Raw genomic sequence first — 15,690 nt, forward strand, 5'->3', positions numbered from 1 at the left:
GTGACGGGCTGATGCGGGGGCCGGGCAGGTGGTGGCGGCGGAAGACCACACCGGAGAAGGTCGAGACGTACACGCGGGCGTCGTTCCACTTCTTCGCGGTGGTCGAGTTCTTCTCCGTGGGGCTCACGGCCGTGGCACCGCTGGGAGAGCGACTGGGCGGCCTGGTGCTGCTGCTGGTGGGGGTGCACGCCGTCACCTGCTGCGCCATCGTCTCGCGGGCGGTGGACTGGACGCGTGGCCGGCGGCCGCAGCCCGTGCGGCTGCTGTGGACCCTGGCCGCCGTCACCGCCGCCGTGGCCGTCGCCGCGATCGGCATCGCCGAGCACGGACCGGACCGCGAGAGCGTCGACACCGCCGCGGGCGGGGTCTTCGGAGTCGTCCTGATCTTCGGTCCCGCCATCATCGCGCTCGGCGTCCGGAACCGGCGGCGGGTCTTCGGGATCGCGGGCGGCTTCGCCCTGGGCGCCTGGATCGTGTCGTTCGCGCTGGGAGCCTCCGCGCTCGCCGCGTTCTTCACAGCGGTGATCGTGCTGGCCGGCGGAGTGTTCCTGTCCTTCACGGCCGTCTTCTCCGTGTGGCTGCTCAACGCCGTCTACGAACTCGACGAGGCGCGCGAGACCAGGGCCCGGCTCGCCGTCGCCGAGGAGCGGCTGAGGTTCGGGCGGGATCTGCACGACGTCATGGGGCGGAACCTCGCCGTCATCGCGCTCAAGAGCGAACTGGCCGTGCAGCTCGCCCAGCGGGGTCGGCCGGAGGCCGTGGCGCAGATGGTCGAGGTGCAGCGGCTCGCGCACGAGTCGCAGCGGGAGGTGCGGGAGGTCGTGCGCGGCTACCGCGAGGCCGACCTCGTCTCGGAACTCGCCGGAGCGCAGGGCGTGCTGGCCGCCGCCGGCATCGACTGCACGGTCAGCGGGGCCACGGCGGCCGGGCTGCCGCCCGCGGTGCAGTCCGCCCTCGGGTGGGTCGTACGGGAGGCCGCGACGAACGTGCTGCGGCACGGGGACGCGCGGCGGTGTGTTGTGCGGCTTCGGATGCTGGAGGGGCGGGTGGTGTTGTCCGTGGAGAACGACGGGGTCACCGAGGCCGGGGACGGTTCGTCCGGCTCGTCCGGCTCCGGGCTCACCGGGCTGCGGGAACGGCTGGCGCAGATCGACGGGACGCTGGAGGCCGGGCCCGCGGGGCAGGGCCTGTTCCGGCTGACGGCGGAGATCCCGCTGCCCTCGGTTCCCGTGCCGCCCGCCCCCGCCGTACAGGCCGTGAGCGAGGTCACGGCATGACGGCCGCGGAATCCGTGCGGCTGCTGCTCGCCGACGACGAGCACCTCATCCGGGGGGCGCTCGCCGCGCTGCTGTCGCTGGAGGGCGATCTCATCGTCGTAGCCGAGGCGGCCACCGGGCCGGAGGCGCTGGCGATGGCCCGGGCGCACAAGCCCGATGTCGCCGTGCTGGATCTCCAGATGCCCGGCGCCGACGGTGTGAAGGTCGCCACATCCCTGCGGGCCGAGCTGCCCGGCTGCAAGGTGCTCATCGTCACCAGCCACGGGCGGCCCGGGCATCTGAAGCGGGCGCTGGCGGCCGGGGTGCGGGGATTCGTGCCGAAGACGGTGAGCGCGCAGCGGCTCGCGGAGATCATCCGCACGGTGCACGCCGGGAACCGTTACGTCGACCCGGAGTTGGCCGCCGACGCGATCGCCGCCGGTGACTCGCCGCTGACCGCCCGGGAGGCCGAGGTGCTGGAACTCGCCGCCGACGGGGCGCCCGTCGCGGAGATCGCCGAGCGGGCCGCGCTGTCGCAGGGGACCGTACGGAACTACCTGTCGTCGGCGGTGTCGAAGCTCGGGGCGGAGAACCGGCACGCGGCGGTGCGGCTCGCGCGGGAGCGAGGTTGGGTATAGTGGTTCCCGCGCCACGGCGCATGCGAACGTAGCTCAGTTGGTAGAGCGCAACCTTGCCAAGGTTGAGGTCGCGAGTTCGAACCTCGTCGTTCGCTCCAGCGAGAAGCCCCCCGGTTCCGGCCGGGGGGCTTCTTCGTGTTCTACGACCAGCTGGTGCCGGTGAGACGCTCGTACGCCTCCACGTACTTGGCGCGGGTGGCGTCGACGACCTGCTGCGGCAGCGGGGGTGGCGGCTGCTCGCTCTTGCGGTCCCAGCCGGACTCCGGCGAGGTCAGCCAGTCCCGGACGAACTGCTTGTCGTACGACGGCTGCGCGCGGCCCGGCTGCCACTGGTCGGCCGGCCAGAAGCGGGAGGAGTCCGCGGTGAGGACCTCGTCGGCGAGGACCAGGCTGTCGCCGTCGAAGCCGAACTCGAACTTGGTGTCCGCGAGGATGATGCCCCGCTCCCGGGCGATGTTCCGGCCCCGGGAGTAGACCGCGAGGGTCGCCTGGCGGAGCCGGGCCGCGGTGTCCGCGCCGACCTGGCGGGCGACCTCCTCGTAGGAGACGTTCTCGTCGTGCTCGCCGACGGCGGCCTTGGTGGCCGGGGTGAAGATCGGGGCGGGCAGTTCGCTGCCGTCGACCAGGCCCTCGGGCAGGGCGAGTCCGCAGACCGTGCGGGACTCGTTGTACTCGGCCAGGCCCGAGCCGGTGAGGTAGCCGCGGGCCACGCACTCCACGGGGACCATCTGGAGCGACTTGCAGACCAGGGTGCGGCCCTGCCAGTCGGCGGGGGCGCCCGCGGGCAGTTCCGTGCTCAGGACGTGGTTCGGGACCAGGTCGGCGAGCTGGTCGAACCACCACAGGGAGAGCTGCGTGAGGATCCGGCCCTTGTCGGGGATCTCGGTCGGCAGCACCCAGTCGAACGCGGAGATGCGGTCGCTGGCGACCATCACGAGGTCGCCCGCCTCGTTCTGGTACAGCTCGCGCACCTTGCCGGTGTGCAGATGCACCAGGCCCGGAACCTGGAGCGGCTCGGGCTTTTCGACGAATCCGGACACGGTTCCTCCCCGTGGTTCTGTACGAGTGGCTCGATTCTCCCGTATGCGAGCTTGATCACCGACAGCGGGTCAGTCGCGTTTGCAGATGCGGTCGAGGAGGTTCGCGGTGGCGCGCTGGACACGGGGGTCGACGTGGCCCGGGCGGTCCAGGGCCGGGGACCAGGCGAACGTTCCGGATGCGAAGACCCAGGCCCCGGAGGGGGCGCGGTAGAGGGACGTCTCCTGGTGGCGGAGGACGCCCTCCTTGTCGGTGTACGGGGAGTGGGCGAGCAGCACGCGCTCCTCGTGCTCGGGCAGCGGGGTGCGCGGGAAGTAGCGGTCGGCCTCGCCCGCCACCAGGTTCTCGATCTCGTCGCCCTCGTGTGCCCCGGTCGCCTCCCACAGCCAGTGCCCGGCGTTCCGCACGATCAGCGGGTGCGGTTCGGGGACGTGCCCCGCGTACTGGATGCCGAGGAGCTGCTGCTCCGCCCGGTCGATCTCCCGCCACAGCACCGGCTTGCCCGGGCCCTTGCGCTTGCGGCAGGTCAGCAGCCGGTGCGGGACGCCGGACGGGGAGGGGCCCAGCTCCACCTGCCAGTACAGGGAGTTGGCGGAGAGGAAGACGAGCGAGGTGCCGGCGTCGCGGGCGACCTCCACGGTCCGGCGCATCTCGGCCGACCAGTACTCGTCGTGGCCCGGGAAGACCAGGCCGCGGTAGCGGGTGGGGTCGACGCGGCCGGCGTGCAGGTCGCCGGCGTCGGCGTAGGCGACGTCGTAGCCGTAGCGCTCGGCCCAGCGGATGAAGTCGTAGGCGTGGCCGACGTGGAGGGGGAGGCCGGCGCCCGCGTACGGCCGGTCGAAGGAGACCGTCGTGGCGGCGTCGGCCTCGCCGAGCAGCCGGCCCTTCTCGTCCCAGGCGTGGTACAGGCTGGCGCCGGTGCGGCCGTCCTCCGGGTAGAGGTTGTACGCCTGCCAGGTGATGTCGGGCAGGACCAGGAGCAGGTCGGCGGGCTGGTCGTGGCGGACGGTGAACGGCACGTGGGAGCGGTAGCCGTCGGCGGTGGTGAGGACGGCGACGTACGCCCCGATGTTCCAGTACGACGGGACCTGGAGGCGCCAGGACAGCCACCAGTGGTGGCAGGAGACCGTACGGTCCGCGGTGAGCGGCGGGGGCTGCACGATGCCGGACAGGCGCGGGCTGTTGGTGATCTTGGCGGCGCCGTCACCGCCGTAGTGGCCGATGCGGTAGATGTCGACGCCGAACTCCTGGGGCGGGTCGACGGTGATGTGGAAGTCGATGGCCTCGCCGGGCGCGACCGCGCCGGTGGAGGTGAAGCCCTTGATCTGGCGGCGGATGTCGTCGGCCGCGCGGGGGCCGCCGGAGCGGCTGCCCGCCTTCGGCGCGTGGGGCGCGTCCTGCTCCGCGTACCAGGGGACGACCTGTCCGGTGTCGTCGAAGTACGTCACGCTGCCGCGCAGCCACGGAACCGGGCCCAGCCCGAAGGGATCCGTCACGGCGTGCGCCAGCGCTCCCGACTCCCAGCGGCGGATCTGCTCCGAACCCATGGTCGCTTCCCCTCCCCTTTGCCCCCGTGGTGTGCGTGCCGGTCTGCCGGTGTGGTGCGTGCGGTGCATGCGGTGCTTGAGGTGCTTGCGGTGCGGCGTGCAGTGGTGCGGTTCTGCGGTTGGTGCGATGTGGCGTGCCCTATGTGCTTGTCGTATGTCGCGCGCTCATGCCATGCGCGCGATCGGTCCAAGCACATCACATAACGCACGCACTCCGTCACTGTTCGTCTTGAATTGACCAGAAGCGGAAGGCCGGAGTCCGCATGCTGTGGCGCGGGGCCGTCAGCCGAGCCGGACCGGCTTCTCCGGGCGTATGCCGAGCTGGGAGAGCCAGGACCGCAGCGGGGTGGGGTCGCCGTCCTCGATGAGGCTGAGGACCTTGGGCGCCAGGTCGGCGGTGCGGTCGCCGTTGACGAGGAGGGTGGGGCCGTCCAGCCAGTCCAGGCCCGGTGTCGCGCCGGCGGTGTCCATCGCGGCGCAGCAGACCATCGCCGTGAGGTGGTCGGCGAGCAGTTCACGGGCCGTGCGCGGGGGCTGGAGGGGGAAGAGGGGGAGGGTCCGGTCGTCCCAGAGGGCGGGGTCGGGGGTGGTGGTCTGGCCGGTGGGCGGTGCGGTGGCCGCGGCGGGGGTGGTAGCCGAGACGGCGGTGGTAGCCGAGGCGGCGCTGGTGGGCGAGGCGGTGGTGGTGGGCGAGGCGGTGGTGGCCGTCCGGGGCGTCGCGGTGGCCTCCTCTCGGGCCAGTTCGGCGCTGAGGCGGGCGGCCAGGGTGGCGCTGCGGGGGGTTGTGCCGGAGAGGTCTTCGTCGTCGGAGGGGGCTGGGTCGCCGGCTGTAGCCCCCTCGGTCCCGTCGGTCTCTCTGATCGCATCGGTGTCTGGTCTGGATCCGGGTGCGGGTCCGGGTCCGGGGCCGTCTGTCGGCCAGGCGGGGGGCGTCTCCGTCAGGTGGTCCAGGACGCGGGAGAGGGTCGGGGCGCCGGTGGCCGGGGCCGTGGGGCCGGTGGCGGGGCGGACGCCCATCTCGTCCAGGACGCGGTGGAGGCGGGCCGCGTCCAGGCGCCACTTGCGGTCCACGACCTCCTCCGGATACTCGCTCCAGTCCACCGGGGACCAGTCGGGGCCGGGCCCCGCGGGGCCGCCGTGGAAGAGGCGGGCGGCGAGCAGGGAGGCGGCCTCGTCGATGGCGCCCGGTTCCTCCAGCAGATCGCAGGCCGGCCGCTCACCGAGCCGGGACGCGAAGCCCTCGGCCAGGCGGTCGCGCCGGGACAGCTCCGTGAGCGCCGCGACGACGCCCGCGTCCAGCCGGGACGGCCAGCGGCCCATCCGCCAGGCGGGCAGGGCCACCCTGGTCAGCAGCCGGTCCCAGCCCGCGTACGCCAGCCCCACCTGCTCCTGGGCGACGATCCGCAGGCCGTAATCCACAGCCTGTGCACGCTCCGCGGCCGCGGCCGCCACGCCCCGCTCCATCTCGGCGGCGTGCCCGCGGCAGCTGCGCAGCAGAAGCCGGGCCACCCAGCCGACACCGGCGAGCACCACCCGCGACACCGGGTCGCGGCGGGGCGCCGAGGTCACGGCCACCGCGGCGTCCAGACCCCGGACGAAGCGCCGGGCGGCGGCTATGTCCGGGTGGGCCGAAGGGCCCGTACCGGCGACGACCGGCGCGAGGACCGCGCGCAGCTCGCCGACCCGCATCCACCACAGGAAGGGCGAGCCGATGACGAGGACCGGCGCGACGGGGTGACGGCGCTGCGCGTACTTCCCCGCACCCGCTATCTCGTCGTGCTCCTCGACCGGGGGCGGGCCGTGGGCCCGGTGGGTGCGGTCCTCCAGCCAGCTGTCGCAGTCCGGGGTGAGCGCTATCGCGGAGGGTGCGGGGACGTCGAGACGGTCGGCGAGGTCGCGCACCATCCGGTACAGGTCGGGGGCCGCCTCCTCGGCGATCGGAACGGTCGGGCTGATGGCGGGGCGGGCCCGGGCGACGACGAGGGCGACACCGGCGGCGGCGAGCAGCACGAGGACAGCGACCGGCGTCAGGACCCAGCGGGCGGCGTCCCACCCGGGACCCGTGAGACGGCCGGTGGCGGCGCCCGCGAGCAGGATCACGGCGACGGCGGCGGGCAGCAGGGCGACGGCCAGCGCGCGGCTGCGGATGCGCAGCACGACGAGCGCCCGGGACCGCGCGGCCTGCGCGCCTGCCTCCACACCCATTCCGGTCACGACCGACCTCACCCCCTCCCCGTTGACCTGACGCTTTCCTTGCTCACTCCCCCACTGTGGCACCCGCCACCGACATCGCAATGCCGGTGGGCCAAGTGCCGGAACGCTTGCGCCGCACCCTAGTTGGGGCCTCGGCCCACGTCAGCCGGATAGGGCATCGGTCACTCGATGGAATGGCTTTGGGGAGAGGTGGATGACGGACGGCGAGGATCAGGCCCCCGCAACCCGACAACTTCAGGCCCCGGATCCTGAGACGGATCCGGGGCCTGTGAGGTTCATCGGCGGCGGGGTGGTTTCCCTGTGGCCTGCGGGGTGGTTTCCCTGCGCGGTTCGGTTACGCGCCGGCCACTCCGGCCGCCTTCGCGGCGATGTCCGTGCGGTGCTGGGAGCCGTCCAGGTGGATGCGTCCGACCGCCTTGTAGGCGCGGTCGCGGGCCTCGGCGAGGTCCTTGCCGGTGGCCGTGACGGACAGGACGCGGCCGCCCGCGCTGACGATCGCGTCACCGTCCCGCTTGGTGCCGGCGTGCAGCACGTACGCGTGCGGGGCGTCCTGGGCGGCGACCTCGTCCAGGCCGGTGATCGGGTCGCCGGTGCGCGGGGTGCCGGGGTAGTTGTGCGAGGCGACGACCACGGTCACGGCCGCGTCGTCGCTCCAGCGCAGCGGCTCCAGGTGGGCGAGGTTGCCGGTGGCGGCGGCCATCAGGACACCGGCCAGCGGCGTCTTCAGCCGGGCCAGGACGACCTGGGTCTCGGGGTCGCCGAAGCGGGCGTTGAACTCGATCACGCGGACGCCACGGGAGGTGATCGCGAGTCCGGCGTAGAGCAGGCCGGAGAACGGCGTGCCGCGGCGCTGCATCTCGTCGACGGTCGGCTGCAGGACGGTCTGCATCACCTCGTCGACCAGCTTCGGGTCGGCCCACGGCAGCGGGGAGTACGCCCCCATGCCGCCGGTGTTCGGGCCCTCGTCGCCGTCCAGCGCGCGCTTGAAGTCCTGGGCGGGCTGGAGCGGCACGACCGTCTCGCCGTCGGTGACGGCGAACAGGGAGACCTCGGGGCCGTCGAGGTACTCCTCGATGACCACGCGCTCGCAGGCGGCGGCGTGGGCCCGGGCCGCGTCCAGGTCGTCGGTGACGACGACGCCCTTGCCGGCGGCGAGCCCGTCGTCCTTGACGACGTACGGGGCGCCGAAGGCGTCGAGGGCCGCGTCGACCTCTTCCAGTGTCGTGCAGACGTACGACCGTGCCGTGGGCACCTCGGCCACCGCCATGACGTCCTTTGCGAAGGCCTTGGAGCCCTCGAGCTGCGCGGCCTGGCCGGAGGGGCCGAAGACCGGGATGCCCGCCTCGCGTACGGCGTCGGCGACACCGGCGACCAGCGGTGCCTCCGGGCCGACCACCACGAGATCCGCGCCGAGCTGCGTGGCCAGCGCGGTGACGGCCGCGCCGTCCAGGGCGTCGACCTGGTGCAGCTCGGCCACCTCGGCGATGCCGGCGTTGCCGGGGGCGCAGTGCAGCGCGGTGACGTCGGGGTCGTGGGACAGGGAGTGGCACAGGGCGTGTTCGCGGGCGCCGCTGCCGATGACGAGGACCTTCACGGGGGTCAGCCTAACCGGAGGGGCCGGGGTTCCTTTGTGCGGGCTTCCGAAGGGGGTGGGGATGTTGGGTTGGAGGTTCCTCCATGGCGGTTCCTCCATGGCGGGGATCGCTACTCGTTCGAGAACTCCGCTACTCGTTTACTCGTTCGAGAACTCCTCGACCACCGTCGCGCCCAGTTCCCGGACGATCAGCTCCTGGCCGGAGAGGGCCGACTCGTCGAGGTCCGGGTCGTCGTCCTCGGGGATGTCCTCCTCGACGGAGACGTGGCGGGGCTCCGGGGCGGAGGGCTGGGGGCCGGGGGCGGTCGGTGCGGGGGCCTGGGTGGAGGCGGCAGCCGGTCTGCTCGACTGCTGGGGCGGGGTGGCCGAAGCGGTCGGCTGGGTCGCGGCGGGGCGTTGGGCGGTCGCCGTACCGCCGCCGGAGTTGTATCCGACGCCGGAGTTGGATCCGCCGCCGCCACTGCCGGCGCTGCCGGCGCTGTAGCCTCCACCGCCGCCGAAACCGGAGGGGCCGCCGCCCGGCGTCGGGGGCGCGGAGCCGCCGGAGGGGTCGACGATCGCCTCGATCTTCCACTGGACGTTGAACTGCTCGCCCAGGGCCTGCCGCAGTACGTCCTCGCTGCCGCTGCTCAGGAAGTTGTCCCGGGCGCCCGCGTTGACGAAGCCGAGTTGGAGGGTCGTGCCGTCGAAGCCGGCCACCTGGGCGTTCTGGCTGAGCAGGATCCAGGTGAAGCGGCGGCGGTTCTTGACCGCTTCCAGGATGTTCGGCCAGAGCATGCGGGGGTCGAGACCGCCGGCGGGGGGCGAGGCGGGTGCCGGGGCAGGGGCCGGGGCCGCCTGTGCGGGCGCCGGGGGTGAGGGCGGGGTGCTGGGGGCGCTCGGCACCGGGGTGTGCGCTGCCGGAGCGCTCGGGGCGGGTGCGCCCGGGGCGGACGTGGGCCAGCCGCCGGGGCGACGGCCGCCGCTGCCTGCGGAGGCGGCGGTGGGCCAGGCGCCGGGGGCCGGTGCCTGGGGTGGCTGGGCGGGTGCGCCGGGGCTGGGGGCGGGAGGGGCGTCGGCGGGAGCTGCTGGTGCGCCGGGGGCGTGTGCCGCGGGCGTATCCGGCCCCTGCGGCGGCGTGCCCTGACCCGCTGCCGCCGGGGCGGGCTGCGCCGGAGCCGTCGTAGGACCGCCGCCAGGACCTCCGGGGCCGCCGCTGCTTCCACCGGGACCACTGGGTGCACCGGGGCCACCGGGTGCGCCGGGGACGCCGGAAGCCCGGACCGCCGCCCGGGCCGCGGCCGGGCCGCCGCCGGACGGGACCGGAGCCGCGCCCGCTCCCCCGTGCGCCGCCTCGTGGTGGCTCTCCGGCCCGGGGACGTACCCCATGGCGGGCATGCCGGCCGCGGGCCCCGCGGAGAAGTTCACACCGCGCTCGATCCGGTCCAGGCGGGCCATGACGGACCGCTCGTCGCCGTAGGCGGCGGGGAGCAGGACGCGGGCGCAGATCAGCTCGAGCTGGAGACGGGGCGAGTTGGCGCCGCGCATCTCGGTCAGTCCCTCGTTGACGAGGTCGGCGGCCCGGCTCAGCTCGGCGGGGCCGAAGGTGCCGGCCTGGGCCTGCATGCGCTCGACGACGTCGGCAGGGGCGTCGATGAGCCCCTTCTCGGCCGCGTCCGGGACGGCAGAGAGGATCACCAGGTCACGCAGCCGCTCCAGCAGGTCGGCGACGAAACGACGGGGATCGTTCCCGCCCTCGATCACGCGGTCGACGACCTCGAAGGCGGCGGCCCCGTCCCCGGTGGCGAAGGCCTCGACGACGGCGTCGAGGAGCGAGCCTTCGGTGTAGCCGAGCAGGGCGGTGGCCATGGCGTATGTCACACCGTCCGCCGCGGCGCCGGCGAGCAGCTGGTCCATGACGGACATCGAGTCACGCACGGACCCACCGCCGGCCCGCACGACGAGGGGAAGCACCCCTTCCTCGACCGGGATGTTCTCCTTTTGGCACACCTCGGCGAGGTAGTCCCGCAGGGTCCCGGGCGGGACGAGCCGGAAGGGATAGTGATGGGTCCGCGACCGGATGGTCCCGATGACCTTCTCGGGCTCGGTGGTCGCGAAGATGAACTTGAGATGCTCCGGGGGCTCCTCGACGACCTTCAGCAGCGCGTTGAAACCGGCCGACGTGACCATGTGGGCCTCGTCGATGATGTAGATCTTGTACCGGCTGCGCGCGGGGCCGAAGAAGGCCTTTTCCCGCAGGTCACGGGCGTCGTCCACACCGCCGTGGGAAGCGGCGTCGATCTCGATGACGTCGATGGAACCGGGCCCGTTGCGAGCGAGGTCCTGACACGACTGGCACTCGCCGCACGGCGTCGGCGTCGGGCCCTGCTCGCAGTTCAGGCACCGGGCCAGGATCCGCGCGCTGGTCGTCTTGCCACAGCCGCGCGGCCCGCTGAACAGGTACGCGTGGTTGACCCGGTTGTTCCGCAGCGCCTGCTGCAACGGGGCGGTGACATGCTCCTGCCCGATGACCTCGGCGAAGGTCTCCGGGCGATAGCGGCGGTACAGAGCGAGAGACGACACGCATACGAGGTTATAGGCGCCCACTGACATCGGTCCCCGCCCCGGACGCGGCCCGGGGCCCCAGGGCCCACGCGGGTCCACCCGGGAACGCAGACGCCCCCCACGCACCCGCCAGAGCCAACCTACCCTTGCTGCCTTCCGGCCCTGGGGGAGTTCAGTCAGATAGCGCCGCGTGAGGGGCTGCGCCAAGGCTACCTGATGTCCGGGGCGGGGAACGAGTTCGCGAGCACTCCTCTCGGTCATGTAATGTTTCCGGCGGAGGATTCGCCTAGAGGCCTAGGGCGCACGCTTGGAAAGCGTGTTGGGGGCAACCCCTCACGAGTTCGAATCTCGTATCCTCCGCCAGTGCCTCACCGGGCACGATGTCGAAGGGCCCCACCGCTCGCGGTGGGGCCCTTCGACGTGTCTCAGACCTCGTTGTCCTGGTTTTTGTCCACTGCGGGTGCTTCCGGGGCTCCCCAGATGGCATCGGCGATCTTCCGGCTCCCGCCCCATGATCTGGTCGATGACACGATCCGGGACGCCGAGCATGCCGCGCGTTCTCAGGCCCGCAAGACCCCGACCATGGGCGTCCCGGGCCTGACCGCCGACGAGCGCGCGGAGTTCGAGAGGCAGGGCGGCGAGACCACGCCTCTCAAGCGCATGGGCACGGGGGAGGAGGTCGCCGCCGCCGCGCTGTTCCTGGCCGCCGACGCCACGTTCACCACCAACGTCGAGTTCCCCGTCGACGGCGGCTTCGCCCAGGGCCTGACGGGCGCCGGCCACTGATCGCCCGTCACGGGCGTGTCACCGGCGCGTGAACGTAAACGTGACCCCCGCCCGCCCCGCCAGCTCTCCCCCGGACCCGAGCAGCGACACCGTGCCCTTCGCGCTCACCTCGGCGCTGAACGTCACCTCGTTCAGTTGGAACTCGCCCCCGTGCTGGGGCAGGGAGGCGATCACGTCCTGCATCGTCGTGATGAAGTCGGCGAGGCGGGCGCGGAGTTCGTCGGCGGGGATCTCCGTACGTGCGGCCCGCCATTCCTCCAGGCGGCGCAGGGTGAGGCGGTCGGTGCGGCCCTGGTCGGTGTCCTCCAGGCCGAGGACGCTGATCGTCCGGGTGGTGTCAGGGGTGGGCTGGGGCACGGGGTGTCTCCTCGAGTGTCGGGCGGACGTGGAGGCCGGGGTCGGCGTACGCGGCGTACGTGAGGCCGAGCGGGTTTCGTAGCGTGTAGAGCAGGTGCAGGCGGGACTCCAGGAGTGCTCTGCCCAGGGGGATCCTGCGGATGAGGAAGCGTTCGTACAGCGCCTTGGAGAACGCGGCGGCGATGTCGTCGGGGATCTCGGTCTCGGTGCCGATGAAGCCGCGGTTGCCGTTCATGAGGAAGAGGTACGGGAACGACGGCGCTCCCGGAGCTCGCATCCGGCCCGAACCGCAGGCGTTCATCATCACCAGCGGCAGGTCGAAGTCGCGCAGGTCCCGGCCGGCGGCGAGGGCGACGAGGTCCGCGCCGAGGGCGCCCAGCGTGGTGCGCGAGTGGTGTCCCGCTCCGCTGAGCTCGATCTCGGCCGCGAGGGTGTCGTCCGAGCGCGTGTAGCAGTGGCAGGCGAAGTGCTGGACCTGGTCGGGCAGCTCGCGGCGGGCGCCGTCGAGGAGGAGCCGGGGGTCGAAGATCTGCTCGGCCAGGCCCGGTGCGCGCTCGGCGCCGTCGGGGTACGGGCCTTCGAGGTCGATGTGCGTGCTTCCGGCGCCGCTGAACCAGGCCAGTTCCTCGACGGCCCCTTCCAGGTGCTCGTAGTACAGGTAGCGGGCGGGGACGCGGCCGTGCGGGCCGGTGTGCAGCGCGAGGCCGCCGTGGACCGGGGCGGGCAGCATGGCGCGGCGCACCACGCACGAGAAGCCGACGAGGGTCCGGCAGGCGGCGATGAAGTCGCCCGGGGTCTCGACGGGCGCGCCGGGGAACATCCGGAACAGCGGCAGGAACTCCAGGGGCAGGAAACCGTCCCGGCCGCCGACGCACTCGACGAGCGGGGGCGGCAGTTCGGGGTTCATGCCGTAGGGCAGGGCGTTGTTCCAGAAGGACTGGAGTTCCTTGAGGACGGTCTGCTGTCCGCCGAACAGGATGAAGAGCAGGGTGCGGCCGAGGCCGTGCAGGCTCTGGAAGACCCGGTTGAGGTCCTTGTCCTCGACGGCGAACGCGGTGAGTTCGTCCTTGAGGCGGGTCAGCCCCCTGTCCAGTTCTTCGCGGACCCTGAGCAGCGCGTCGCTGCCGACCAGGGTGGCACGCACGGGCGCGATACCCGGGCGCCCGGCGGTGAACTCCAGACGGGTCGCCTCGTCGGTGGTCAGGACGCGTACGGAGACGTCCGGCGGCCGTGCCTCGCTCATGCGTCGCCTGTCGCCCCCGCCGGGGCCCGCACCTCTACCTTGAGGGCGACGACCTGGACGAGGTGGCCCGCCTGGTAGAGCTGGAACCACACCTCGTGGCCGCCCTCCTCCTCGGGCAGCCGGAACTCGAAGGCCGTCTGCCGCTCGTTCTCGACGAGGAGGTTCCTGCGCTGGGGCAGGGGGGTGAGCGTGGAGCTGTCGGCCATGGCGTCGAAGGAGACCGTGCGGGTGTCCCTGCCGCCCTCGACGCGGACCGGCTCGAAGACGAAGAAGTCCCGGCCCGGGGGACTCTCGACGACCGACGGGAGGTCGCCCGCGCGCGGGTCGCGCACGACGGAGACGAAGAGCCTCACCCGCTGCCCCGCCGGGGCCGTGACCGTGCCGCCCTCGGCCCGTACGTCCTGCTGCCCGCGGTCCAGCTCGATGGCGAGGTAGCCGACGAAGTTCGACAGGGCGGGGCCGGTCACGGACTCCTTCACGGAGGAGTGGATCGCGGCTCGGACGTCCCGCTCGAACTGCCGGTGGAGGGCCGTCAGATGCTTCTTCAGGTCTTCCTTCAGGCCTTCGCCGACGGGGCCGGCCGTCCGGCGGGCGACCTCCCGCGCGAGCAGGTTCAGGTCGAGTTCCCCGCCTGCGGCGCCGGCCGGGAACCGCAGGCCGAGTGCCGCGTACTCCTCCCGGACCGCCTGGCGTACGTCGGCGCGTACGCCCTCCCGCACTCGTTGCGCCACGAGGGCGGCGAGTTCGTCGAGCCGGGCGCCCTGGGGAAGCTCCGGCTCCTCCGGCCGGTGCCAGCCGGACCGGTCCGGGGGCTCGCCGCCGCTCAGCACGGCGGCCAGCCGGATCATGTACTGGTCCGAGGGATCCGCCGGCAGGGTGATGTGCAGTCGCTTCGCCAGGTCGTACCGGTAGACCTCGACCGCCTCCGCCTTGGTCTCGTACACCTCGGCCAGCAGCCTGCGCGCCTGCACGAGCGCGACCGCCGCCACGAGCAGCGGCCCTCCGACGAGCGGGGCGGGCCGCCAGTCCATGAAGTGGAAACCGCCGAGCCCGGTGAGCGCGACGAGCAGCCAGGCGCCTGCCGTGCACAGGGCGGCGGCGATGGTGATCCGCCAGACGAGGACGCCGCGTTCCCCGCGCCGCACCTGTCGCAGGACCGCGTCGGGGGTGACCAGGGCGATCCGGGGCCAGATCTCGTCGATGACCAGGCCGGTCGCGCAGGCGGTACGCCGATGGAGTTCGGTCACGGTGGCGGACAGGAGGGGGTGCAGGAGACGCTGCGGCCAGGTGGGGTCACCGCCCTGCAGCGAGTCCGGATCGCGCCGGCGATGCTCGCGCTCCCACTCGTCCTCCGGGGACGCCGACCGCCCTGGCCCGTACCCGTCATACGCGCGGGGCGGCCGGCCGGAGTAATACGGACGCTCGGCCCGCTCGCGTGCCCGCCGGGCCAGTTCGGCCGCCCAGCTCCACGGCAGCGACGTGCCCGTCCAGACCAGGACGGCGTACTGCGCCACCAGCAGGACGGCGCCGGCCGCGGCCAGCCGGCCGGCCCGCAGCAGCAACTCGTCGGAGTCCGCCCCGCTCCACGGCGACCCGTGCGACATCGCCCACGCCAGACTGCCCAGCGGGACCAGGATCCCGGCGAGCTGTGCCCCGGGCGGAGCCGCCTGGGCGCCGGCGGTCCGCCGCCGCCGGGAGGCGGAGGCGAGGGACAGCACACCGGCGACGAGCAGCGGTCCGCCCACCGCGACACCGCCCGTCCACCACGCGGCCACGGTCTCGCCCCGCAGCGCGAACCGCGCCACCACACCGCCCGCGCCCAGGACCGCCGTGGCCCCGAACACCTTCGGATACCGGTCCTCGGCCGCCCAGTCCTGCGAGTCGGACAGCCAGAAGCCCGCGGCCAGCGCCACCATCGCGCCGCCCACGGCCCAGGCCGCCCACAGGGGCCCCTCGGCCGCGCAGCGGGCGGTGAGCCAGGCGCCGCACGCCTCGGCCAGGGCGAAGGCGGCGATGGTGAGGATGTTCTCGGAGGGGGTGTAGCCACTGGCCGAGCCGTAGCGGCCGCCGGCCTCGGCGGTGCGCCAGGACGCCGCGCCGGCCAGCGCGAGGAGCAGGCCTCCGGCCGCCCAGGCCGTCGCGTACTCCTGGCCGCGGGTCAGTCTGGCGATGATCAGGGTCAGTTCGGCCACCAGGGCCGTCGCCAGGATCCCGGTCGTGTACAGGTGCAGCGTCCGGGTCTCCGCATGACGAGTGAACGGGCGACCGCTCCGGACGCGGGCGACGGCCGCCTCGGCGGACCACCCGGCGGCCGCCGCGAGCACCAGCCAGCCGCCGAGCAGCCACAGACCGCCTGCCGGACCGCCGTCCACGGGAACGAGTACGGCGCCCGCGCCGCCCGCGGCGACCAGGAACGCGGCCGTCGCGAAGAGGGCGAGGCCCCGCGTCGTGCCCGTGCTCCCCGCCATCACAC

The 15,690-nt window shown here is 73.4% G+C and carries 11 protein-coding genes, 2 tRNA genes and 1 other RNA gene; 5 read left to right on the forward strand and 9 right to left on the reverse strand.

Features of this window, described 5'->3' with window-relative positions:
* Window positions 1–11 precede the first annotated feature (11 nt).
* From IE255_RS25460 to IE255_RS25470, 3 genes are all read left to right on the forward strand, one after another.
* Window positions 12–1,277: a sensor histidine kinase gene (locus tag IE255_RS25460; protein ID WP_190052703.1), complete on the forward strand. Its 1,266-nt coding sequence runs from the start codon at window positions 12–14 to the stop codon at window positions 1,275–1,277.
* Window positions 1,274–1,894 (forward strand): response regulator transcription factor, encoded by a 621-nt coding sequence (locus IE255_RS25465; protein ID WP_190052704.1) that lies wholly within the window; start codon window positions 1,274–1,276, stop codon window positions 1,892–1,894. Before IE255_RS25460 ends, IE255_RS25465 begins: the two co-directional genes overlap by 4 nt.
* A 22-nt stretch (window positions 1,895–1,916) precedes the next feature.
* Window positions 1,917–1,992: transfer RNA gene (locus IE255_RS25470), tRNA-Gly, on the forward strand.
* A 42-nt stretch (window positions 1,993–2,034) separates the two neighbouring features.
* On the opposite strand, the gene IE255_RS25475 is transcribed toward IE255_RS25470, so the two are convergent.
* The 6 genes from IE255_RS25475 to ffs all read right to left on the reverse strand — a co-directional run bounded on the left by IE255_RS25475 (window position 2,035) and on the right by ffs (window position 11,033).
* Window positions 2,035–2,934, reverse strand: coding sequence for a phosphoribosylaminoimidazolesuccinocarboxamide synthase (locus IE255_RS25475; protein WP_190052705.1), 900 nt, complete (start codon window positions 2,932–2,934; stop codon window positions 2,035–2,037).
* A gap of 69 nt (window positions 2,935–3,003) precedes the next feature.
* A complete protein-coding gene (locus tag IE255_RS25480; protein ID WP_190052706.1) occupies window positions 3,004–4,479 on the reverse strand; it encodes a N,N-dimethylformamidase beta subunit family domain-containing protein in 1,476 nt (491 codons plus the stop codon).
* 282 nt (window positions 4,480–4,761) lie between these two features.
* Window positions 4,762–6,684 carry a hypothetical protein gene (locus IE255_RS25485; protein ID WP_190052958.1) on the reverse strand — a complete coding sequence of 641 codons (1,923 nt, stop codon included), beginning with the start codon at window positions 6,682–6,684 and terminating at the stop codon, window positions 4,762–4,764.
* Window positions 6,685–7,027: 343 nt separating this feature from the next.
* Window positions 7,028–8,287: a phosphoribosylamine--glycine ligase gene (gene purD, locus IE255_RS25490; RefSeq protein WP_190052707.1), complete on the reverse strand. Its 1,260-nt coding sequence runs from the start codon at window positions 8,285–8,287 to the stop codon at window positions 7,028–7,030.
* Window positions 8,288–8,425: 138 nt separating this feature from the next.
* The gene (locus tag IE255_RS25495; protein WP_190052708.1) at window positions 8,426–10,849 is read right to left on the reverse strand and encodes a DNA polymerase III subunit gamma and tau; all 2,424 of its coding nucleotides are present in this window, start codon (window positions 10,847–10,849) and stop codon (window positions 8,426–8,428) included.
* A gap of 89 nt (window positions 10,850–10,938) precedes the next feature.
* Window positions 10,939–11,033: signal recognition particle sRNA small type (gene ffs, locus IE255_RS25500), an RNA gene on the reverse strand.
* A gap of 73 nt (window positions 11,034–11,106) precedes the next feature.
* Between ffs and IE255_RS25505 the strand changes: the two genes are divergently transcribed.
* Window positions 11,107–11,194 (forward strand) — tRNA-Ser (locus IE255_RS25505).
* A gap of 219 nt (window positions 11,195–11,413) precedes the next feature.
* On the forward strand, window positions 11,414–11,617 hold the full coding sequence (locus tag IE255_RS25510) for an SDR family oxidoreductase (RefSeq protein ID WP_308280896.1): 204 nt from the start codon (window positions 11,414–11,416) through the stop codon (window positions 11,615–11,617).
* An 18-nt stretch (window positions 11,618–11,635) separates the two neighbouring features.
* Here IE255_RS25510 and IE255_RS25515 read toward each other — a convergent pair whose 3' ends face one another.
* Genes IE255_RS25515 through IE255_RS25525 form a run of 3 tightly spaced genes read right to left on the reverse strand, consistent with a single transcriptional unit; the run spans window position 11,636 to window position 15,685 of the window.
* A complete protein-coding gene (locus tag IE255_RS25515) occupies window positions 11,636–11,974 on the reverse strand; it encodes a Pepco domain-containing protein (protein ID WP_190052709.1) in 339 nt (112 codons plus the stop codon).
* The gene (locus IE255_RS25520) at window positions 11,955–13,217 is read right to left on the reverse strand and encodes a CHAT domain-containing protein (RefSeq protein WP_190052710.1); all 1,263 of its coding nucleotides are present in this window, start codon (window positions 13,215–13,217) and stop codon (window positions 11,955–11,957) included. Before IE255_RS25520 ends, IE255_RS25515 begins: the two co-directional genes overlap by 20 nt.
* Window positions 13,214–15,685 carry a hypothetical protein gene (locus IE255_RS25525; protein WP_190052711.1) on the reverse strand — a complete coding sequence of 824 codons (2,472 nt, stop codon included), beginning with the start codon at window positions 15,683–15,685 and terminating at the stop codon, window positions 13,214–13,216. Before IE255_RS25525 ends, IE255_RS25520 begins: the two co-directional genes overlap by 4 nt.
* Between the last annotated feature and the right edge of the window lie 5 nt (window positions 15,686–15,690).

The organism is Streptomyces lomondensis, assembly GCF_014651035.1.
Lineage (GTDB): Bacteria > Actinomycetota > Actinomycetes > Streptomycetales > Streptomycetaceae > Streptomyces > Streptomyces lomondensis.